The 17,034-nt window shown below is 56.6% G+C and carries 35 protein-coding genes; 28 read left to right on the forward strand and 7 right to left on the reverse strand.

Annotated elements, in window-relative coordinates:
• The first annotated feature begins 93 nt into the window (after positions 1–93).
• From V6S97_RS06275 to V6S97_RS06330, 12 genes are all read left to right on the forward strand, one after another.
• Positions 94–501, forward strand: coding sequence for a hypothetical protein (locus tag V6S97_RS06275; RefSeq protein ID WP_334426329.1), 408 nt, complete (start codon positions 94–96; stop codon positions 499–501).
• 23 nt (positions 502–524) lie between these two features.
• Entirely contained in the window at positions 525–1,019 is a 495-nt protein-coding gene (locus V6S97_RS06280) for a helix-turn-helix domain-containing protein (protein WP_334426330.1), read from the forward strand.
• Between the two features lie 152 nt (positions 1,020–1,171).
• Positions 1,172–1,345: a hypothetical protein gene (locus V6S97_RS06285; RefSeq protein WP_334426332.1), complete on the forward strand. Its 174-nt coding sequence runs from the start codon at positions 1,172–1,174 to the stop codon at positions 1,343–1,345.
• Positions 1,342–1,755, forward strand: coding sequence for a helix-turn-helix domain-containing protein (locus V6S97_RS06290; protein ID WP_334426333.1), 414 nt, complete (start codon positions 1,342–1,344; stop codon positions 1,753–1,755). The genes V6S97_RS06285 and V6S97_RS06290 overlap by 4 nt, the downstream gene beginning before the upstream one ends.
• A gap of 35 nt (positions 1,756–1,790) precedes the next feature.
• Positions 1,791–2,657, forward strand: coding sequence for a TAXI family TRAP transporter solute-binding subunit (locus V6S97_RS06295; RefSeq protein ID WP_334426334.1), 867 nt, complete (start codon positions 1,791–1,793; stop codon positions 2,655–2,657).
• Positions 2,658–2,828: 171 nt separating this feature from the next.
• Entirely contained in the window at positions 2,829–3,092 is a 264-nt protein-coding gene (locus V6S97_RS06300; protein WP_334426336.1) for a hypothetical protein, read from the forward strand.
• Entirely contained in the window at positions 3,058–3,579 is a 522-nt protein-coding gene (locus V6S97_RS06305) for a hypothetical protein (RefSeq protein ID WP_334426337.1), read from the forward strand. Before V6S97_RS06300 ends, V6S97_RS06305 begins: the two co-directional genes overlap by 35 nt.
• The gene (locus V6S97_RS06310) at positions 3,576–4,340 is read left to right on the forward strand and encodes a hypothetical protein (RefSeq protein ID WP_334426338.1); all 765 of its coding nucleotides are present in this window, start codon (positions 3,576–3,578) and stop codon (positions 4,338–4,340) included. Before V6S97_RS06305 ends, V6S97_RS06310 begins: the two co-directional genes overlap by 4 nt.
• Before the next feature lie 2 nt (positions 4,341–4,342).
• Positions 4,343–4,576 carry a hypothetical protein gene (locus V6S97_RS06315; protein ID WP_334426339.1) on the forward strand — a complete coding sequence of 78 codons (234 nt, stop codon included), beginning with the start codon at positions 4,343–4,345 and terminating at the stop codon, positions 4,574–4,576.
• Positions 4,573–4,830: a hypothetical protein gene (locus V6S97_RS06320; protein ID WP_334426340.1), complete on the forward strand. Its 258-nt coding sequence runs from the start codon at positions 4,573–4,575 to the stop codon at positions 4,828–4,830. Before V6S97_RS06315 ends, V6S97_RS06320 begins: the two co-directional genes overlap by 4 nt.
• On the forward strand, positions 4,827–4,976 hold the full coding sequence (locus tag V6S97_RS06325) for a hypothetical protein (RefSeq protein WP_334426341.1): 150 nt from the start codon (positions 4,827–4,829) through the stop codon (positions 4,974–4,976). The genes V6S97_RS06320 and V6S97_RS06325 overlap by 4 nt, the downstream gene beginning before the upstream one ends.
• A complete protein-coding gene (locus tag V6S97_RS06330; protein ID WP_334426342.1) occupies positions 4,966–5,199 on the forward strand; it encodes a hypothetical protein in 234 nt (77 codons plus the stop codon). Before V6S97_RS06325 ends, V6S97_RS06330 begins: the two co-directional genes overlap by 11 nt.
• Here the strand turns inward: V6S97_RS06330 and V6S97_RS06335 are convergent, their stop codons facing one another.
• Positions 5,200–5,487 carry a hypothetical protein gene (locus tag V6S97_RS06335; RefSeq protein ID WP_187772362.1) on the reverse strand — a complete coding sequence of 96 codons (288 nt, stop codon included), beginning with the start codon at positions 5,485–5,487 and terminating at the stop codon, positions 5,200–5,202.
• Positions 5,488–5,819: 332 nt separating this feature from the next.
• Between V6S97_RS06335 and V6S97_RS29170 the strand changes: the two genes are divergently transcribed.
• From V6S97_RS29170 to V6S97_RS06405, 15 genes are all read left to right on the forward strand, one after another.
• Positions 5,820–6,098, forward strand: a complete 279-nt coding sequence (locus tag V6S97_RS29170; protein ID WP_442886012.1) for a DUF7352 domain-containing protein — start codon at positions 5,820–5,822, stop codon at positions 6,096–6,098.
• Positions 6,098–6,409 (forward strand): hypothetical protein, encoded by a 312-nt coding sequence (locus V6S97_RS06340; protein WP_334426343.1) that lies wholly within the window; start codon positions 6,098–6,100, stop codon positions 6,407–6,409. The genes V6S97_RS29170 and V6S97_RS06340 overlap by 1 nt, the downstream gene beginning before the upstream one ends.
• Positions 6,409–6,900, forward strand: coding sequence for a hypothetical protein (locus V6S97_RS06345; protein WP_334426345.1), 492 nt, complete (start codon positions 6,409–6,411; stop codon positions 6,898–6,900). Before V6S97_RS06340 ends, V6S97_RS06345 begins: the two co-directional genes overlap by 1 nt.
• A gap of 330 nt (positions 6,901–7,230) precedes the next feature.
• Positions 7,231–7,509 (forward strand): hypothetical protein, encoded by a 279-nt coding sequence (locus V6S97_RS06350; RefSeq protein ID WP_334426347.1) that lies wholly within the window; start codon positions 7,231–7,233, stop codon positions 7,507–7,509.
• 10 nt (positions 7,510–7,519) lie between these two features.
• A complete protein-coding gene (locus tag V6S97_RS06355) occupies positions 7,520–8,128 on the forward strand; it encodes a ParB/RepB/Spo0J family partition protein (RefSeq protein ID WP_334426348.1) in 609 nt (202 codons plus the stop codon).
• A complete protein-coding gene (locus tag V6S97_RS06360) occupies positions 8,125–8,724 on the forward strand; it encodes a hypothetical protein (RefSeq protein WP_334426350.1) in 600 nt (199 codons plus the stop codon). The genes V6S97_RS06355 and V6S97_RS06360 overlap by 4 nt, the downstream gene beginning before the upstream one ends.
• A gap of 204 nt (positions 8,725–8,928) precedes the next feature.
• On the forward strand, positions 8,929–9,468 hold the full coding sequence (locus tag V6S97_RS06365; RefSeq protein WP_334426352.1) for a hypothetical protein: 540 nt from the start codon (positions 8,929–8,931) through the stop codon (positions 9,466–9,468).
• A gap of 5 nt (positions 9,469–9,473) precedes the next feature.
• Positions 9,474–9,674, forward strand: coding sequence for a hypothetical protein (locus V6S97_RS06370; protein ID WP_334426354.1), 201 nt, complete (start codon positions 9,474–9,476; stop codon positions 9,672–9,674).
• Entirely contained in the window at positions 9,671–10,243 is a 573-nt protein-coding gene (locus V6S97_RS06375) for a dATP/dGTP diphosphohydrolase domain-containing protein (RefSeq protein WP_334426355.1), read from the forward strand. The genes V6S97_RS06370 and V6S97_RS06375 overlap by 4 nt, the downstream gene beginning before the upstream one ends.
• 124 nt (positions 10,244–10,367) lie before the next feature.
• Complete coding sequence (locus V6S97_RS06380) at positions 10,368–10,646, forward strand: DUF2312 domain-containing protein (protein WP_334426356.1); 279 nt, start codon at positions 10,368–10,370, stop codon at positions 10,644–10,646.
• A 21-nt stretch (positions 10,647–10,667) separates the two neighbouring features.
• Positions 10,668–10,988, forward strand: a complete 321-nt coding sequence (locus V6S97_RS06385) for a hypothetical protein (RefSeq protein ID WP_334426358.1) — start codon at positions 10,668–10,670, stop codon at positions 10,986–10,988.
• A 3-nt stretch (positions 10,989–10,991) separates the two neighbouring features.
• Positions 10,992–11,237 carry a hypothetical protein gene (locus V6S97_RS06390; RefSeq protein ID WP_334426359.1) on the forward strand — a complete coding sequence of 82 codons (246 nt, stop codon included), beginning with the start codon at positions 10,992–10,994 and terminating at the stop codon, positions 11,235–11,237.
• Positions 11,234–11,485, forward strand: coding sequence for a hypothetical protein (locus V6S97_RS06395; protein ID WP_334426360.1), 252 nt, complete (start codon positions 11,234–11,236; stop codon positions 11,483–11,485). The genes V6S97_RS06390 and V6S97_RS06395 overlap by 4 nt, the downstream gene beginning before the upstream one ends.
• A gap of 10 nt (positions 11,486–11,495) precedes the next feature.
• Positions 11,496–12,836: a DNA methyltransferase gene (locus V6S97_RS06400; protein ID WP_334426361.1), complete on the forward strand. Its 1,341-nt coding sequence runs from the start codon at positions 11,496–11,498 to the stop codon at positions 12,834–12,836.
• Between the two features lie 19 nt (positions 12,837–12,855).
• Complete coding sequence (locus tag V6S97_RS06405) at positions 12,856–13,107, forward strand: hypothetical protein (RefSeq protein ID WP_334426362.1); 252 nt, start codon at positions 12,856–12,858, stop codon at positions 13,105–13,107.
• On the opposite strand, the gene ligD is transcribed toward V6S97_RS06405, so the two are convergent.
• The 6 genes from ligD to V6S97_RS06435 form a co-directional block, all read right to left on the reverse strand.
• Positions 13,104–14,162: a non-homologous end-joining DNA ligase gene (gene ligD, locus V6S97_RS06410; RefSeq protein ID WP_334426363.1), complete on the reverse strand. Its 1,059-nt coding sequence runs from the start codon at positions 14,160–14,162 to the stop codon at positions 13,104–13,106. The genes V6S97_RS06405 and ligD overlap by 4 nt on opposite strands.
• Positions 14,163–14,311: 149 nt before the next feature.
• Positions 14,312–14,641 carry a hypothetical protein gene (locus V6S97_RS06415; RefSeq protein WP_334426364.1) on the reverse strand — a complete coding sequence of 110 codons (330 nt, stop codon included), beginning with the start codon at positions 14,639–14,641 and terminating at the stop codon, positions 14,312–14,314.
• On the reverse strand, positions 14,625–15,227 hold the full coding sequence (locus tag V6S97_RS06420) for a hypothetical protein (RefSeq protein ID WP_334426365.1): 603 nt from the start codon (positions 15,225–15,227) through the stop codon (positions 14,625–14,627). Before V6S97_RS06420 ends, V6S97_RS06415 begins: the two co-directional genes overlap by 17 nt.
• Positions 15,227–15,478, reverse strand: coding sequence for a hypothetical protein (locus V6S97_RS06425; RefSeq protein WP_334426366.1), 252 nt, complete (start codon positions 15,476–15,478; stop codon positions 15,227–15,229). Before V6S97_RS06425 ends, V6S97_RS06420 begins: the two co-directional genes overlap by 1 nt.
• Positions 15,478–15,771 (reverse strand): DUF6527 family protein, encoded by a 294-nt coding sequence (locus V6S97_RS06430; RefSeq protein WP_334426367.1) that lies wholly within the window; start codon positions 15,769–15,771, stop codon positions 15,478–15,480. The genes V6S97_RS06425 and V6S97_RS06430 overlap by 1 nt, the downstream gene beginning before the upstream one ends.
• A complete protein-coding gene (locus tag V6S97_RS06435; protein WP_334426368.1) occupies positions 15,771–16,766 on the reverse strand; it encodes a glycoside hydrolase family 19 protein in 996 nt (331 codons plus the stop codon). Before V6S97_RS06435 ends, V6S97_RS06430 begins: the two co-directional genes overlap by 1 nt.
• Before the next feature lie 79 nt (positions 16,767–16,845).
• Here V6S97_RS06435 and V6S97_RS06440 point away from each other — a divergent pair, with 79 nt between their 5' ends.
• On the forward strand, positions 16,846–17,013 hold the full coding sequence (locus V6S97_RS06440; protein ID WP_334426370.1) for a hypothetical protein: 168 nt from the start codon (positions 16,846–16,848) through the stop codon (positions 17,011–17,013).
• Positions 17,014–17,034 lie beyond the last annotated feature (21 nt).

Here is a 17,034-nt window from a genome sequence, read left to right on the forward strand (position 1 = left end):
TGACTTCCTGTGCTAACGTGCAATATTACTCATTAAACGTGAAATTCAATCGAGACGTGAGGCGCATAGGGCTTCAGACAAGGGACAGGGAACATGAGCGAGAAGTCCGCCTTTGAGGAATTTGAGGAAGCTACATGGGAATCCATAGTGAACTCAGCATTCGTCGGTGAAGGATATGTCGATGCGACGGTTGTCGGCAGATACCGCGAGACGCCTCCTTACTTGCAATTCTACCTTCGCGTTCGCGACACTAAGAAACGAATTTCAAAAGCGAAGGCTTGTGAACTCGTTTCCAAATCCGACGATTGGAATAAGCGTCGCTCGCTGAGGCGGGACGTCGCCGCCAGTGAACTGGCTGAACAAATGGCTGAAAAGTTCTGCCAGTCGGCCGTGGGGTACGAAGACGGCGCGGCATGGCCATACATGCCAGACAGCGAGAAAGACCAGTGGAGAGCGCTGGCACGCTGGACGCTAGACCGCCTTTCCACCCCCACCAAGTAACCACAGCACAGCGGGAGAAGAAGATGAGCGAACGCGCTGATCGGCATCCATCCATCACATCACACATGGCGACGTACATTTCGGTTCGCCGTCACGAGCTTGGCTTATCGCTTGAACAGGTCGCAGAGCGCTGCGGATCGTCCAAGGCTCATGTCTGGGCGCTGGAACGCCGCAAGTCCAAGAACCCCACGTTGTGGCTCATTCTAGCCCTGTGTGACGCCTTGAACTGCAGCCTCAATTCACTGATCGGCGCGGACGTCTCGCAGCCAATGTTCTCCGAGCAGGAAATGGCTTTGGTTGACGCGCACCGTCGCATTTTCAAAGCGCAGGCCAATGCCTCAACACAGTTCATGCGGGAACACGTCAATAGCGGTCCTTTCCGCCAGATCAGCGCAGACGAATGGCTCGGGCTTGGTAGCGACCTCAACCCGCTTTGCGATTGGCACGAAGGCATCGGCTACGTGATCTATGACGACATCGCGCGTCAGCAGCATCTCGCCAAGATGGCATCATCCTAACCAACCCACCGGCTTTGTCAGAGTAACAGCGTCCTGACTTTCACTTTTTACGAGGAATTCGAAATGAGCATGCTTCTTTACGCATTCGCAACCGGCGCTCTGACCGCATTCCTCTTTGGCGTGCTCAGCGGCCGTTTCGAGAGGGATCAGTGATGAGCCTGAAACGCGATGTCCGCGACGCAAAGTTACTTCTCGAACATGCAACCGCCTGTTTCGACCGTCATCGGGGCGCAGCAGATCGCATCAACGCGGTGATCGAAAGCACGGTGACTTTACTCCTCACCCTCTCCGTCGCCTCGGCTGCCTCGATCATGGGGCTGCTATGAGCCATGAACCAAAAACAGCCGAGGAGCTGCTGGCGCGCTATGCCGATGTCCGTCGGCGCATCTACGGCGCACCCAAGGTCGTCAACATAGCCGCGAAACCGAAGTTGCCCGCACCCGTCGTCGAGCCTACGCGCCTGATGACGACGAAGGAACGCATCCTCGCACTGTTCTGCAGGCGTACAGGGCTTTCTGCCGACCTCATAACGAGCGACCGCATGCAAAGGCACGTCGTCCTCGTGCGGCAGGCCTGCTGCTACTGGATGGTCCGCAGAACCACGTCGAGCCTTGTCGAGATCGGCGCCTACCTCGGCAGTCGTGACCACACCACCGTTCGTCATGCAATCCGCAGCTATCCCGCCAAGCGCGGGGCGACCGGCCGCAACCTCAGACCGGTGCGGAGCATACGATGACTTCCAACCGACAATTCAACCCAACAGGAGACAACATGAAGAAGCTTTTCATCGGAGCGGCGCTCGCGCTCGCTTGCATGTTCACCAGTCCCGCTGCGGCTCTCACACTTTGCACAGGTGCCGCCGACCAGCCCTACGCCGCAGCAGGTGAAATGATCCGCGCAGAAGCGAAAGGAGCAGGCCTGACCGTTGACGTTGTCAAAGACACGGGCGGCACCTGGGGCAACATCCAGCTCAGCCTTCAGGGTAAATGCGATGCGTTCGTTGGTCAGCCTGACGGACTGGCCTATCTCAAGCGCACCGAGCCGGCCAATGCTGCCAAGTTCGTACCCGTCGCCGATCTTCACCGTGAATATCTGCACGCGCTCTGCGGCAAGAACTCAGGAGTCGACGACATCGGCGACCTCGAGAGCGACCCGAAGAAGTATTCGATTGCACTCGGCGAACGTGGGTCGGGCGCTTGGCTCATCTGGCAGAACTTCATTTCGGAAGACGCTGATTATGCTCCGGTCCGTCAGACTGACGAGTCCGGTGATATTGCACTATCCTCGGTGAGCAACGAGCAGACGACCTGCATGTTGGTGCCGGCCGCGCTCGGCAACACGCTGGTTCGATCGGCTGACGAGTTCTACGGCGAGAGCCTGTCACTGGTCGGCGTCAACGACCGGGACTTCGACGATGCTGTCGATCCGCAGGGCAAGCCGCTCTACGCCTACGCTGAAATCCCGAGCAAGACCTACAAGAAGAACCTGCAGGGTTGGTTCTCCGATAAGTCGACGCTGACATGGCTGGCGAAGGTCTACGTCAACAAGGACGCTGTCGCTGACCAGGTCGAACTGAAGACATTCATCCGCTCGGTCATGAAGGCGCGCGGCGGGATCGTCTCCAACTTCGGGAGCTGACCGTGGTCATCGCCATCCTCAACAATCTTCCCGATCTGATCCTCGGATTCTGCTGGAGCAGCGTCCTCTTCTACGTCGACCGGCGCTTCGAGCGCTGGATGGCGAAATGAACCCTTTTGGTTTCCGGCAGGTCAGAGATGCCGGTTTCCCAACAGGTTCGCGGAGGTTGAAATGATCCCCGACAAGCAAGTCAAAGCGAAGGAACTCGACGAAGTGCCACGGGGGTATCGCGGTCTCGGGCCGTGTCTCAACGAGACGCATCGCGCGTACCTTTTTCAGTATTACGGCCACGAGGTCTGGATCCCGAAGAAGGTGCTCGTGAAGGCGGAGGGCGGCTTTTGGGCGCCAGCGTGGTCGATCGAGAGCAGCAAGAATTTCAAATCAGGATTTATGGTGGACTATGACAAACAGAGACGAAATTTCGAAAGACGTTGATGATCTGCTGGCAGGCTGGTTTGACGGCGAGCGCTATGATGTCGACAGGAATGACATCGTTGAGCTGGTGTTGAAGCACAGTGCAAAGACGGTAACGGTGCAGCCGCTGCCTGCAACACATCGCCACAAGAAGCGCGGCACGGAATACGTGTTGATTGGTGTCGGCAAGATGCAGGCCGAGAAGTGGTTCGTCCTCCGAGCTGACGGCCACGATGTCTCGATCGACATGAGTGAAGTTGCCATCTACCGCAGCGTTGATGACGGCTCCCTGTGGGTTCGACCACGTGAGGAATTTGAGGACGGTCGCTTTGAGCCTCTCGCCTCGTTCCTCCCAACTGTCTGGATAATGAGAACGGTTGCGTGCGGGTTCTATCCGATCCAGCCGAGCAACAAATGCAAGCCTGAGGACCACGGCAGGCTGAACGACCACGTCGTCAGCATCGAAGACCTGGAAGGCAACGTCCTTTGGAAGCGGAGCGTGCAATGACCGCATTGGAAGAGATCAAGAAGGCGCTGGAAGGCGTGACGCCAGAACGCGTGGAACGCCTATGGTGGTTCCTTCATATCCTAGCAAAGTCCACCGGCACCACGAATGCTGAAGACGATAAGTGGAACTGGATCAACGCCTTTTGCACAGACTACGAGGATGACACGTTCAACCTTGCGGCCAAGCTTGGTTTCATCAGCGTCAGGCACGACAGCTTCATGGAAACATCGACAGCGCGGATCACGAAAGCCGGAATGGCTCTCGTGGCTCATTTCGACAAAGCTCCATCGGCCGCGCTTACCTCCACCCTCGAAAGCTTGCAGCGCGAGAACGAGAAACTGCGAAAAGCGCTTCTGCCTTTTGCAGAACTGCCGGACAACGCTCATGGCAAAAACCGGTATTTTCTTGAGCTTCTTGTTTGCCCGGACGGCGACACACCTGCTGATGGCGTAAAGCATTATGGGGAAGCCATACGCACCGCCCGCACCGCCCTCTCCGCACAGGTGCAGGACGTGGCGGGGTGGCAGCCGATTGAGACCGCGCCGAAGGATGGCACACCTGTCATTCTTTGGACGGTCTGGGTAGGTGATGAGATATCACCTGATCCATTTTCCGAGGTCCAAATTGGATATTGGGACCACGGCAATGACCTGCCAGAATCTCACGATTTTAGTCGTAGGCCTGAATGGGTAGTTCAAAGGATAGGCGAGCCAACACACTGGCTGCCTCTCCCCGCAGCACCCGCAAAGCAGGAGGGCTAGATATGAGCGAGATTTTAAATCAGATTTTGTTTCCGCTCGGCCTGTTGGCAGGTTTCCTCGGATACAGAATCTTGTCCTATTGCCTCAGGACAAAGGAAATTGAAGGCGACAAGTCTGCGTCTTACGGCACCGTCTATAAAATCGATGGTCCGATACAATACGTGGAAACAGCACATCACGAGGAGATTCCTGCCCGCATCCTCCACAAACACACAAACATCAGGAGCGGGAAATGAAGTTCCATCCTGATGTCCTAAAAGCACATGCTCAGTTCGGCGGCGACCTGCGATCGATGCAAAAATGCTACGAGCATTCTGATCTAGTTGCGGAAGTGGAACTGCTTCGGGAAGCATTGAGACCGTTGGCAGCGGTCGTTTCCGATATCCCTGCGTCTTGGGATGACGACCATCAATGCGTCACCGCGTGCGGGCATTTCCGCCGCGCAGCCGGCGCTCTCGAGGAGTCTGTTTTACGGGGAACCTGCCGATGACCTCCTTCACCCTCTGCTTCATTTATACCAGCATCGCGCAGGGCTTCGCAGGTAAACACGGTTTCTGGAAATCACTCGTTTGGCCTTATTTCGCAGGCTCTCTGCTGGCAGACGCATTTGAACGGAAGAAACTCGATGACCTTTAAACTGACGCCGGAAGCGCAGGCGCGAGCGCAACAATACGAGGACTGGTCACGCAGGAAACGAGGTGAGATGCGCGCGCTGTCAGACGAGAACCTGGTTGCGACCGCGAAATTCTACATGTCACACATGGCGCCGATGCAATTCGCACCGGGTGAACCGGTCTACGACGCCACGATGTGGCACATCATCTTGCCCGAGTTAATGGCCCGTGTCGCCAGCCGTTGACTAATCCCTCGCCAGCTTCCCAATGATCCAGTTGTTGTTGCCCTTATTCCCGCACTTCATGCAGCGCAGCTTCGGACGCAACTGGTTGAGGAACACGTTGTTACCGAAGCGCCGAACCAACTCCCGGCGATCAATCCACCCTTCCCGTTCGCATCGGGAGCACCGGCCGCCGAACACATACCACTCCGGATATGCTGTGAGCGTCGGATAAAGGTCGCGACTCACCGTCCCTTCATAGATCACCCGAAAGGAATCCGGAACCAGGTTGATGCCGCGACGATGTTTCATGTTCTTATTTTGTTCACGTTGAATGTGACAGTCAAGAGTTGCCTCAAATGAGCCCACAGAAACAGTTCTGGTTTGCAGTCGGCCGTAGTCGGAAGACGTTCGAGGTCTCGGCGCCGAGCGCCTATGCTGCCAAGAACATCATGTTGAAGTTCATTGCCGATCCTAAAAACGGACTCGGCAGGAATACCCAGTTCGAGAGGCTGGACGCCTGCCCTGTAAAACGGCCCCGGAAGCTCAGTTCGAACGCGTAGAATTTCACTTTTAGTGAGAATTTCTGTTGACGAGCTTTAATTTCACTTTTATCGTGCAATTCAGTTTAGGAGACATCGAAAATGGTTACCGTCCACAAAACCACGATTAATTTCGAAGATGTTAGCGACTGTGTAGAAATCGATTGCCCGGTTCACTCGGAGATCCTCAGCGCCGCCGTTCAGTACCCTGGACAGATTGCGATTTGGTATCGATGCGATCCGGGTCATCCCAAAACCCGTCGCACTATACACGTCGTGGGAACCGGACAGCCAGCACCAGCAGGCGCCCGCTTCATTTCGACACTTCTTCTGCGGAACGGCGCTCTCGTATTTCATCTGTTTGATCAGGGGGAAACGTGATGAAGGGCGTCGTCATCGTACATCCAGAGGCCGGAATATATCTCGGCCATTGTCTCGGGCTCGGCTTTTTCAGCCAGCTTGACTGCGCAGGACAAGATCACGCGACAGTAATTTCTGACATTGATCTTGCTCGTGAACACATCGCAACCTGGGAATCGAACAATGATCCTTCTGAGTATCGCTTTGTGGAAGTTGATGCTGCCGCCGACTGGGCAACGATCGAGGAACTCGAAGCTGTAGGTCTCTCCGAATTCACAAAGACCATGCGGGCCGAGCGCCTGAGTAATCTCGGCGTCGCGGGGAGCGCGTGATGAAAAAGGTCACCATCTCCCAAGCCTATGAAGTTTGGAACGATCGTGCGAACGGCGCCGACGAAGGTCGCAGCACGAGCAAGGGTGGCAGAGCGTGGCTGTCCGGTGAGTTCCAGCTTTGCGAGCTTGAAGCCCTTTGCATGATCCTTCGCCACGAAGCCGGCAGGCTCGCCGAAGGTTTGCCTGAGTTGCTTCGCAACATGGAGTCTGTACCGGAACTCGCTTCCCTGTCAAAGCGCCAGCGGGACATTGTCACGGCACTCTATCCTCTCGACCCCGACTTCGCTGTCACCTTCAACTGGATATCCATCGAATCTGGCATTCATAACGATGAGACCGCTCGGAACATCACCCGAGCATTGGCACGAAAAGGCATCACCGAACATGTGCGCGGCCTGATGACTGACGAAGGTGAGGTGTGCGGGTCCGGGTATCGTTTGACCGATATGGGCCGGCAGATGGTCCGAATCGCTGAAGGCGGTGATGTATGATGACCGAAGCCGACATCGCTCGCAGCGCACGAGACATCGCCGGTCGCTCCAATCGAAGCCCCGCTTACCGCGAATGGATACATGAAACCGCCGTTCCGATGCGAGACGAACTTGCACCTGGTACACCTCTATCCGCTTTCCGCGGCGAGCTTCTCGAACGTTTCGTCGACGGTAGCATTCGCTGTTTAGTCGAGGCGACCAGTTTACGTGCAAACCAGCAATCGAGGTACGCGCGATGAGGTTGGTTCTCACTTGCTCCGTCCTCGGCATTGCCGCTTGGTTCCTGCTGCTTTCAACACTGCGCATCCTTTTACTCATGGGGATCCTGTGATGGCAGCCGAAAATCGCCCCAACACACTTTGGCCCGTCGGCACGAAGGTGACTTATCTGAACGCCTACGGACTGGAGCCGGTCGATGGCGCCGTTATCAAGCACTACGGCGAAACTAACGTGCTCGTCGAGGATGCTCGGGGCGTCAGGCATTTCGGTGCCACATGGCGGATTGCAACCACGCCTCCCTCCCCCAAACAAATAGTCGACCTGGATGACCTGATCGACTCTCCACCTGTCAAATCAAAGCTGGTCGATCTCGACGACCTGCTCGTGTGAGGAAAATCGCATGACCGCTGCATCTAACCAAGGCGTCATCAAATCGCTCGCCGTCGGCCGCTCCGACATCTATCGCATGGACCCGCGCGACCTGCATGTGAAGGTCGACTGGAACTGCCGCACCGTCAATTTCAATCCGGAGGACCCGGATGATTTGGCACTGGCGGAATCCATCTCGCAGGTCGGCGTCAAACAGCCGCTTACCGTTTACACGGAGGATGGCAAGGCGTTCATCTCCGACGGCCACCGTCGGCACGGCGCGACGATGTACGCGATCGAGCATCTCGGAGCCGAGATTAAGAGCGTACCGGTGCAGACGGAAGATCGCTATTCGAGCGAGGCTGATCGTGTTTTCAGCCAGATCGTTCGCAATTCTGGCAAGCCGCTGACACCCATCGAACAGGCGCGCGTATTCAAGCGTCTCATCGATCTCGGATGGACGGAGAAGGACATCCAGCAGAAGACCGGCCTTGCTCGTCAGTGGATCGTCGAGTTGCTCGAACTGCAGGCTGATGATCGCGGCGGAAATGTTCAGATCAGAGAATGGGACCATCCGTGGGAACACGGCAATTTCGTCGGCTTCCGCCAGCTTCGTCGTCAACTGGAGTTGCAGGCATGATTGATTTCCATCGCCAGAACCGGAATCTCCATATCATCCTCGATTGCGATGACGTGCTCTTAGACTGGCTCGGCGCATTCAGACGCTTCGTTTCGGCCGTCGAGAACCGTCCCATCGAAGGTTTGCCGGACTCGTGGGACATGAGCGGATGGCTCGGCCTGACGCCGGCAGCGTCGCGCGAGATAGTCGTCGGCTTCAATCACAGCTCCCAGTTCCAGTATCTCGAAGCATGCCCGCATGCCGTAGAGAACGTCACAGCGCTCAAGGAGATGGGCCACAGGCTGACAGTGTTGACCAGTTGCTCGGACAACCCCCTCATCGTCGCCAGGCGGAAGCTCAACCTCGATCTGATATTCGGCGACATCTTCGAACAGGTGATTTGCCTGCCGCTCGGCGAAAGCAAAAAGAAGTGGCTCGGTATCCTCGAGCGCGGTGTCTGGATCGAAGACAACTACAACCACGCCGTCTCCGGTCACGATTGCGGTCACAAGTCGTTTATGGTTCGACGATCACACAATCGATCCCACGAGACACCCGGCGATCCCTTGGTCACGTGGATAGACGATCTGCGGCCAATCGTTTCACTTTTATCTTGACTTTCACTTTTAAGGTGGAAATATGAATGTAAGTGAAGATGAAGACTGGGAGTCGGCCTGTCAGGGGAAAGAGCGGTTCGCCGCGAAAGTCGTAGCCTCGGTGCGCAAGCGATATCCGAAGGCTGAACCTTACAAATGCAAATTCTGCGGCTTTTTCCACCTCGGACGCCAAACGGTAAAGCGCAAAAGAAGGAGAAACTGGAAATGACAGACTTAAACACCCTCGCTGCCGCAATCCATGCCTCCAATGCCCACTGGTGGCGTGACCCGGCGACAGGCGAGCGCCTCGATCGGAACAAGGGCGAAATGCTGATGCTCGTTGTCAGCGAACTTTCCGAAGCCATGGAAGGTGAGCGGAAAGACCTGATGGATGACCACCTGCCCCATCGCAAGATGGCAGAAGTGGAACTGGCTGACGCCAAGATCAGGCTCTTTGATTTTTCTGGCGGCTGCGGATACAGGCTCGTCAATCCGGAAGGGCTTGCGATCGACCTGACCGACAATCGCGCCGAAGCGCTGTTTGCAATTACCCGCCTCATTACAGGGATCGGCAATCTGATCGAGTCGAACTGGCACGTTCGTGTCGGCATCGAGATCACGCGCGTCCTTGCTACGATCGATGCTTACGCTGCCAAGTTCGGCTACGATGTCGACGCCGCCGTTGCTGAAAAGCGAGCTTACAATGCCGTCCGCGCCGATCACAAGAATGAAGCCAGGCTTGCTGCAAACGGCAAGAAGTGGTGATTTCCATGGCGCTCGTCGAGATTACGAAAACCACCAGCGTCAATCCCCGTTACGTCCAGAGCATCCAGTGCTACTATAGCTCCGGGCACGTTACCGTACGCATGCGCGATGGTGCTGAGCACAACGTCCAGCCGGTGCACAACGAGAGTGTGTGGGAAGCCTACGATCGCGTCCGCGAGGCAATGGTTGCGGAGGCTTGCCCATGAGCACGAAGGAAACGAACCCCAAGGATGGCTTCGGTATCAAGAAGTGGCGCCAGTTCGCCACCATTCCGATGACTGTTATGTGCGAAGTCGGTGTCGCCATGTTGGAAGGCTACAAGAAGGGTTATGGGCGGCATAACTACAGAGTGGCCGGCGTCAAGGCATCGGTCTACGTCGACGCTGCGATGGGCCACATCATGCAATGGTGGGAAGGCGAAGACATCGATGCCGATAGCCAACTCTCCCACATCACCAAAGCGATCAGCAGCCTCGTGGTTCTGCGCGACGCGATGATCCAGCAGCAGTTGAACGACGACCGTCCGCCTAAAGCCAATCTGGAAGCGGTTCGCACCGAACTTCAGCGCGTTGTTGACGAGATGTTTGAGAAGTACCCGGAAGGCGTGGAGCCTTACACAGAAGCAAAGCATTCTCGTCTACCAACGTTGACAGACGTGGTTATCGCAGAAGCTCATTGCTTTACCGCTGGCGCGCTTTCGGCGAAATTGGAGGATCTCGGGCAAAACCTGCACACTTCCAAGCCGCCAAATCGTTCATCGGCGGCGGCCTTGTAGGCGACGATGAAGCATCCGACGAGTTCGCGATGCTTTCTACAATGGAATACGCTATGGCCACGTAGGGCTGCTTGACGCGCTTATATTTCACGTTTAACGTGACTTTCAATAATTAGGAGTCGAAATGTCTATCGGACACAACAGCGGCGACACGGTTGAGACGGTCGCCTCCGCAGAATTACGCCAGATTATCGAGCGCGTAGAGCGGCTTGAGGAAGAAAAGGCGGCGATCCAGGGCGACATCAAAGACGTGATGGGTGAGGCCAAGGGTCGCGGTTACGACACCAAGGCAATCCGCACCATCATCCGCCTTCGAAAGAAGGACGCCAACGAGCGTCTCGAAGAAGAGACGATCTTGCAAACCTACATGGCCGCGCTCGGCATGACGATGCTCGACCCCTGATCCCAACAACGGAGACGACAAATGAAACTTGGCGAACTGCGCGGTGCTATCCGCAAGACGAAGGGCAGCCCCTTCACCATCGTAACCATCGGCGGCGAGGCCATCACGCTTGTGCTGCAGAAGACCCCTCTCCTCGAAGAACTCGACCGCGTGTTTCCGGGCGGCAAGGCTGCCGAGACGGGTCTGACGTTCGACGCGGCGACCGGCAAGCTCGAAGGCTTTGACGCGGCTGACGCGACTACCGAAACCATAGATGTCGACGATCTCAGTATCTTGGATGTAAATCTCGGCGTGCTCGAGGTCTCGAGTTCTAACGTCGACCCCGACGACCTTCTGGTGTGAACCATGGCCGCCAGCGACAACTACATCCAAGTTGCTTTCCTGCGCGGCCAACTCGACGCCGCCTATGAAGCGATCGCCGCCTTGTGGGCAATTTCTCAAGACGCATCGCAAACCGATACCCAACATATCGCCGATCTCGATCAGGCAATCTTCGAGGCGGTCAAGCTGCTGCCGCCGAGCCACCGAACGCGCGACATGCCGGCTTTCGTTGCACCTGCCAAACCGCCTGAAGAAGAGTTGCTGGTATGATCGAGGAAATGTCTCTCGAAGAGCTGATCGACCTCGCCATGTCCAACGGCGAATGGCACTCGATCCGAATTTTCAACAGCAAGATGGGCGGAAGCGGCAACCTGGTCAGCATGGGCCGCGATCACAACAGCTTCGTTGTCGACGATCTCGTACCTGAGGCCGCGCCGTCTGAGAAACTGCGTCGCGTCCTGCTTCAGGTTCTACGCCCCAAAACGACCGCCGACGCCCCTGACGATCTTCTGGTCTGAAAGTATTCCTATGACGAGCATCTCTCTGTATCCCGGCGACAACCGCGCCTCGTTACGACGCCTGATTGCACAGGGCGTGCGCGTCCATTCAGTCGTGACCGATCCACCGTATGGACTGGTTTCGATCCAGAAGCGTTTCGGCAAGGAAGGTGCAGCCCCTGCCCGCCGTGAGAAGAACGACGGCAGTTTTGCGCGACTGTCTGGCGGCTTCATGGGCCGGAAGTGGGATGGCACGGGCATCGAGCGCGATCCCGAGTTCTGGAAGCTGATCTACGACATCCTGTTACCGGGCGGTTACGTTTTCGCTTTCAGCGGCAGCCGCACTGGTCACTGGCAGGCTTGCGCCATGGAGATGGCCGGCTTCATAATGCATCCGATGCACGGTTGGTGCTTTGGCTCGGGTTTTCCGAAGGCCAGCAATGCCGAAAGAGCGATCGACGCGCATAGATGTGACCGCCCGGGCCGTCATTATGAGTCCGCCCTTCCAAGCGATCCTCGACCAGATGATCACGTTTGCGACTCTTGCGAAGAAGGTGATCCTTGGGTGGGTTGGGGTTACGGAACCCAGTCGCAGAAACCTGCACTCGAGCCGGTTTTCCTTGGGCAGAAACCATTCACTGAAAAGAATGGCGCTGCAAACCTGCAGATGCATGGTGTTGGAGCTGTAAACATAGATGGTTGTCGTGTGAACGGTCGTCATCCCGCCAACCTGATCCTCGACGGTTCACCGGAAGTTGTCGCGATGTTCCCGGCAAAAGCTGGTGCTGCGGCGCCAGTTAAAGGGACCGAGCCATCAGGTGTGCCTAAGGACATTTACGGCAAGTTCAACGGTCGGACTCCCGGCACGTTCTTCAATGATGAAGGTTCTGCTGCTCGTTTCTTTCACCAGTTTCCACTTAGCGACGAAGATTACGCGCATGCGATAGCCGTGGGTGTCATCGGCGAAGACCGCGGCGACGCTCTCATCTACCACGGTAAAGCGGGCAAAGCAGATCGCGCTGGCGGAAGTCACCCCACGGTGAAACCGATCGCACTCATGCAAAACCTGATCCGGCACATCACGCCACCGGGCGGCATCGTGCTCGATCCATTTGCCGGCTCCGGAACAACCGCTGAGGCAGCTCGGCGCGAGGGGTTTGACTGCATCCTCATGGAAGCCGAAACTGAATACGTCGAATTTTTAGGACGCAGGTTTCCAGAGATTAACGATTGCAACCAAAAAATGTTGCTTTCAGATGAACTACTTGCTGAAAATTCGTTCACGGTATGTTCACATCCTAAAAGAAAAGGATTAAATTCCTACTTGTCAGATTTGATCGGTGAAAACGTCGACCTGAGCGACTTAATGTGAGAGTGGAACAATGAATGTAATGAGTTTTGAACAGCTTCCTTTTGTCGTCTCAAACGCAGGCCGGCTGCATCCATGGACGCCGGTTCGCACCAACGATTATCAGGCTGACTGCGACGCTGGTCGCTTATATTTCACGCAGCTTCATTCTGTGATGATGGCTACGGAAAATCCGCTCCACCTTTCTCGCGTGTTACAAGCGCAGGTCGAAGCCGGCAAATGGGAAGGTGTTGAGATCGGCTTTGCCCAGGCTATGGCCGAGGCCCTGTGCTAGTCTAGCCGATACACGTCAGCGTTATCCTGACGCTCGCGCAGGCCCTTGTAGGCAGCATGCCGAAGCTTTTTGTCCGGCGTTATTTGGCGGAATTCGATTTCGGCAATTAAAGTGGGTTGCAACCAAACGACTTTCCGTCGGCCGCTGTACGATACCGGAGGCGTTTTCTTTCGCCACGGAAGTTTCGCCATCAGTTTTTGCAACTCCGCGGCACTTCGGGCTTTGAATCCGGTGCCAACACTACCGACATAGCGCAGGTCATCTCCATCGTAACCAGCCAGCAGCAAGGATGAGAAACCGCCTAAAGAGTCCGGTTCGTAGCCAACTATAAAGAAGGCTTCCGACTGAACGCATTTCAGTTTCACCCAGTCGCCGGTTCGGCCGCTGCGGTAGGCGGCCGTGCGATCTTTGCCGACAATCCCTTCCAACCCATGGCCGCACGCATGGCGTAAAAGGTCGGAGGGATCAACATCGAGCAATTCTTCGGAAATCCGGATCGCTCCCTCGTAGCCTTGCAACATCTCTTCGAGCAGATGCCGCCGCACGCTGTAAGGCTCGTCGCGGAGGTCTTTGCCGTCAAGATAGAGAATATCAAACGCGTAAAGGATCGCATGGTCTGCGTTCTTGCCCCCGCTCCGAGCACCCGACGTACCGAGGCTGTTCTGCAACGCGTTGAAGTCCGAGCGTCCCTGTTCGTCAAGGACGACGCCTTCACCGTCGATTATGAATGATGCCGGGCCCAAATCCTTAGCCGCTTCGGCAATCGCTGGGAATCTGGCCGCCCAGTCGTAGCCGCCTCGCGTAAATATCCTGACGCCACCGGGTTCATTGTGAACCGCCAGACGATACCCGTCCCACTTGATCTCCCATCCCCACTTGTCCCCGCGAGGCGGCTTCTGTTTCAGCAGCGCAAGAGCGGGGTCGACACGCCCTGGCATCGGATCGAGCGGCAATGCCGGCTGCGACTTGTTACGCTTGCGGATCGGACGCGACGTGACTGGCTTCACGTCGTTGCGGAGGAGAGGTTTAGATCGAGAGCGTGGCGTTTTCGTCATTGGCGAGAGCCTGCGCCAGAAACATTGACTCTTCGTTACACCGGAGCGGCGACGGTGAAGGCGTTGCGCCCGCCCTCAAACGCCGCGAATAACTTCCAGAATGCAAAACACCATCTGCTTCTTGTATTACAAGCCTGCGCCACGGTGACCTACGTGCGGCGTGCCAGTTCCCGGTGAATTCGCAACTCTTCGCGAATGCGATCCATCTCAGTTGCCATGTGGCCCCAGTGGCGGCCGGCTTCTTTCATTACTTCAGTCATGTCCGTGATTGCGTCGGTGTGCGCCTCGAGCGCTTTCGTCGCGTTGTTGAGCGCGGTGGGATCGACGATAACCGCAGCAACCTGTGCTGCGGCCTGAGATTTCTCGGGAGTAGCTTTCGCGCCGGCAAGAATGCCGAGATGACGCACGGCGAAAATGATCGCCAGCGTAGCGCCAAATACGACGAGAGCGAGCGGAGGAAGCTCAGCCAATCTTTCCATTGCGAACCTCTCCCTGGTCATGCGCTGCACGATGGATGTTGACCAGCTCTCCTACAGCGAAGAGCGGATAGATGGCGATCCACGTACTGATGACCCCGGAAGATGCAAAAGCGTATGCGATGCCAGCCCAAACTAGACAACCGGCTCCGGCTGAAATCTGCCGGATCTGCGGTGTGACGGTCTTTCTGGCTCCGTTAATCACCAAACCGATGATGCGGAGGCAGCCGATAACGAACATGATCCAGCCAAGGAAATTCTCTGACGGGACAATCTCATTGAAGCCCATGAAAGCCGGCTGGTTGAAGGTTTGCGACGGAAGCAACAGGACCCACCCGAAGGCAATCAAGTGGCCTGCCATGAACCACTCCATCATCCGTGGCCCGAAGCGATGCTGTATTCTCACCCACATCCCGGTGCCATGATAACCAGGTTCCATGTTCACTCCCCTGCCCTTATTTGCGGCAGGCAGCGTCTTGGCTGCACTGGCGGTTGTTGGAGTAGATTGCCGGGCCGGCTGTGGGATCCTGTGATGCGAGGCGTGCAGCTTCGGCATCAGAGAAGCTGATGTGCCGGTATCCGCTTCCATTAATCGCAGTTGCTGTCTGGCAACTTGCTGTCACGCATGAAAGCAAGACAACGCTCGCGAGACGAAAGCTTGCGGAACGAAGCATCGTTTTTCTCCAGTTTGGTGATGCGGTTGAGAGCCTCTTTTGCAGCCTCGAGCTTGGCATTTTCCCGTTCGCGGAATGAACCGTAAGAGCAAGCCGGGACAACCATCAACGCTGCGCCTACGACGGCACCGATGCCCAGTTTGAGATAGTCGGTGAGTCCGAACATCAGCACGATCTCCAAACGCCGTCAGTGAGAAAGCCATGCCAGTGGCCGACATGGTGGACGCTCGGCGTCAGGGTCGGCTTTTCGCGATCGCCATTCCACTGCCACGAAGGCGACGGATGCGGTCGGAAATTCAGCGCTCCGGTTCGGCCGCACCCGCACGGGCAGGAGTAAACCAGTCCTGCGATCTTCTGATCGCGATCGACGAAGAACTCGAAAGCACCTGCGGTGGCCTTCACATCCTCGATATCTTCGCAGTAGGTGGCCGTAACCGGAGCAGTTCTGACTTCCGCCATCACGCCATCCCCTGCACCTGATCAGATACAACCTTGGCATCCGACTTCTTGCGCCAGAGCAAGAATGCGCCGGCAAGGCCGAACGCGAGGAGTATTAGCGCGAGGTTCTGCCACGGCATCGAGCCGACGGCAGCCAGACCAGAGGAGAGACCACCGCCCGTTACGGCCGGCACGATCACCTCCTTCGACTTCCACCACGGCGCATCAAGGCTCGGCGGTGTGACCGGCACCGGCTTTTCCTCAACGACAGGAGCCGCTTTGACCTCAACAACCTGCGACTTTGGCGACAGGTCGACGAGCATCAGGTGGATGGCAGCACGCGTCTGCGGACCGTCGAGGCCGTCAAGCTTGCCCTTGTAGTGGCCCGCCTTCTGCCCGGCGTTCTGCAGGCCGATGATATCGGTGGCTTTGAACCCGAGCACGACAAGGCCGAGGCGGGTGTAATAGTCGAGGCGATCCGTGAAGCCGTTCAGGCCGCCATTGATGCGACGGGTGAGCATTTCGGGGTCGTTACGATCCGCGTAGCGATTGAGGCTCTTGCCGTCGGGGTTACCCTCGTCCCAGTACCAGATCGCCGAAAGCCCTTCCCACGGATCGGTATTGATCAGGTCGGGGTTCTTCACGAAGTCGGGTGGGTTGAAGCCCTTCCGCTTGCACCACTGGTAGAATGCGCGGATGTTGTGGGCTCCGGTCACCTGGATCGGGCCGCGACCACGGTTTTTGTAACCGTCGCCATCCTTCTCAGGCGTGTTGCCGAGGTCGGTTCGGGTGTCATAGCGCTCTTGTACCGGCGTCGGGCCCCAAATCTCGCGGTCATAGCGGAACGACCCGCTTTCATGCATCAACTGGGAAAGGTAGGGAACGGTTCGGTGTGGAAGGTCCAAACCGGCGCTAGGGCCGTATTTCGACAGCGCCATCATGACAGAATTCAGGTTGCTTTCGTCAACGCGCCCCTTTGCTGCGGCGCGGACCTGAGAGACGGACACTGCTGTCATGGATTAATCCTCGGGAACGGATGTGGACCCGATGAGAAATACACAACATCACCCTAAATTACAACTTTTATGAGGAATTTTGAACATCAAAAGGAAGCTCGGTCTGATCGTTCAGCATATCTTCGAGCTGCTTTTGAAACGCGTCGCGCTGGCGGCTCGCCAGTTCCAGTTCGGATGCAAGAGCATCACACGCGTTCGCATGACGCTCGATTTCCGACTGCAGGAAGGTGTTCTGTCGTTTCAGTGAGTCGATATAGGAGGCCATAGG

Origin of the sequence: Agrobacterium sp. CCNWLW155, from assembly GCF_036888815.1 — a bacterium.
Taxonomy (GTDB): Bacteria; Pseudomonadota; Alphaproteobacteria; order Rhizobiales; family Rhizobiaceae; genus Agrobacterium; species Agrobacterium radiobacter.

Coding starts and splice junctions, on each gene's coding strand:
- V6S97_RS06405 (WP_334426362.1), top strand. CDS start 12,856: ATGAGTTTTGAACAGCTTCCTTTTGTCGTCTCAAACGCAGGCCGGCTG.
- V6S97_RS06315 (WP_334426339.1), top strand. CDS start 4,343: ATGAGCGAGATTTTAAATCAGATTTTGTTTCCGCTCGGCCTGTTGGCA.
- V6S97_RS06360 (WP_334426350.1), top strand. CDS start 8,125: ATGATTGATTTCCATCGCCAGAACCGGAATCTCCATATCATCCTCGAT.
- V6S97_RS06415 (WP_334426364.1), bottom strand. CDS start 14,641: ATGGAAAGATTGGCTGAGCTTCCTCCGCTCGCTCTCGTCGTATTTGGC.
- V6S97_RS06335 (WP_187772362.1), bottom strand. CDS start 5,487: ATGAAACATCGTCGCGGCATCAACCTGGTTCCGGATTCCTTTCGGGTG.
- V6S97_RS29170 (WP_442886012.1), top strand. CDS start 5,820: ATGGTTACCGTCCACAAAACCACGATTAATTTCGAAGATGTTAGCGAC.
- V6S97_RS06420 (WP_334426365.1), bottom strand. CDS start 15,227: ATGGAAGCGGATACCGGCACATCAGCTTCTCTGATGCCGAAGCTGCAC.
- V6S97_RS06425 (WP_334426366.1), bottom strand. CDS start 15,478: ATGTTCGGACTCACCGACTATCTCAAACTGGGCATCGGTGCCGTCGTA.
- V6S97_RS06375 (WP_334426355.1), top strand. CDS start 9,671: ATGAGCACGAAGGAAACGAACCCCAAGGATGGCTTCGGTATCAAGAAG.
- V6S97_RS06330 (WP_334426342.1), top strand. CDS start 4,966: ATGACCTTTAAACTGACGCCGGAAGCGCAGGCGCGAGCGCAACAATAC.
- V6S97_RS06285 (WP_334426332.1), top strand. CDS start 1,172: ATGAGCCTGAAACGCGATGTCCGCGACGCAAAGTTACTTCTCGAACAT.
- V6S97_RS06345 (WP_334426345.1), top strand. CDS start 6,409: ATGAAAAAGGTCACCATCTCCCAAGCCTATGAAGTTTGGAACGATCGT.
- V6S97_RS06320 (WP_334426340.1), top strand. CDS start 4,573: ATGAAGTTCCATCCTGATGTCCTAAAAGCACATGCTCAGTTCGGCGGC.
- V6S97_RS06390 (WP_334426359.1), top strand. CDS start 10,992: ATGGCCGCCAGCGACAACTACATCCAAGTTGCTTTCCTGCGCGGCCAA.
- V6S97_RS06310 (WP_334426338.1), top strand. CDS start 3,576: ATGACCGCATTGGAAGAGATCAAGAAGGCGCTGGAAGGCGTGACGCCA.
- V6S97_RS06395 (WP_334426360.1), top strand. CDS start 11,234: ATGATCGAGGAAATGTCTCTCGAAGAGCTGATCGACCTCGCCATGTCC.
- V6S97_RS06380 (WP_334426356.1), top strand. CDS start 10,368: ATGTCTATCGGACACAACAGCGGCGACACGGTTGAGACGGTCGCCTCC.
- V6S97_RS06325 (WP_334426341.1), top strand. CDS start 4,827: ATGACCTCCTTCACCCTCTGCTTCATTTATACCAGCATCGCGCAGGGC.
- V6S97_RS06355 (WP_334426348.1), top strand. CDS start 7,520: ATGACCGCTGCATCTAACCAAGGCGTCATCAAATCGCTCGCCGTCGGC.
- V6S97_RS06350 (WP_334426347.1), top strand. CDS start 7,231: ATGGCAGCCGAAAATCGCCCCAACACACTTTGGCCCGTCGGCACGAAG.
- V6S97_RS06305 (WP_334426337.1), top strand. CDS start 3,058: ATGACAAACAGAGACGAAATTTCGAAAGACGTTGATGATCTGCTGGCA.
- V6S97_RS06340 (WP_334426343.1), top strand. CDS start 6,098: ATGAAGGGCGTCGTCATCGTACATCCAGAGGCCGGAATATATCTCGGC.
- V6S97_RS06280 (WP_334426330.1), top strand. CDS start 525: ATGAGCGAACGCGCTGATCGGCATCCATCCATCACATCACACATGGCG.
- V6S97_RS06370 (WP_334426354.1), top strand. CDS start 9,474: ATGGCGCTCGTCGAGATTACGAAAACCACCAGCGTCAATCCCCGTTAC.
- V6S97_RS06385 (WP_334426358.1), top strand. CDS start 10,668: ATGAAACTTGGCGAACTGCGCGGTGCTATCCGCAAGACGAAGGGCAGC.
- V6S97_RS06400 (WP_334426361.1), top strand. CDS start 11,496: ATGACGAGCATCTCTCTGTATCCCGGCGACAACCGCGCCTCGTTACGA.
- V6S97_RS06275 (WP_334426329.1), top strand. CDS start 94: ATGAGCGAGAAGTCCGCCTTTGAGGAATTTGAGGAAGCTACATGGGAA.
- V6S97_RS06290 (WP_334426333.1), top strand. CDS start 1,342: ATGAGCCATGAACCAAAAACAGCCGAGGAGCTGCTGGCGCGCTATGCC.
- V6S97_RS06295 (WP_334426334.1), top strand. CDS start 1,791: ATGAAGAAGCTTTTCATCGGAGCGGCGCTCGCGCTCGCTTGCATGTTC.
- V6S97_RS06430 (WP_334426367.1), bottom strand. CDS start 15,771: ATGGCGGAAGTCAGAACTGCTCCGGTTACGGCCACCTACTGCGAAGAT.
- V6S97_RS06435 (WP_334426368.1), bottom strand. CDS start 16,766: ATGACAGCAGTGTCCGTCTCTCAGGTCCGCGCCGCAGCAAAGGGGCGC.
- V6S97_RS06300 (WP_334426336.1), top strand. CDS start 2,829: ATGATCCCCGACAAGCAAGTCAAAGCGAAGGAACTCGACGAAGTGCCA.
- ligD (WP_334426363.1), bottom strand. CDS start 14,162: ATGACGAAAACGCCACGCTCTCGATCTAAACCTCTCCTCCGCAACGAC.
- V6S97_RS06365 (WP_334426352.1), top strand. CDS start 8,929: ATGACAGACTTAAACACCCTCGCTGCCGCAATCCATGCCTCCAATGCC.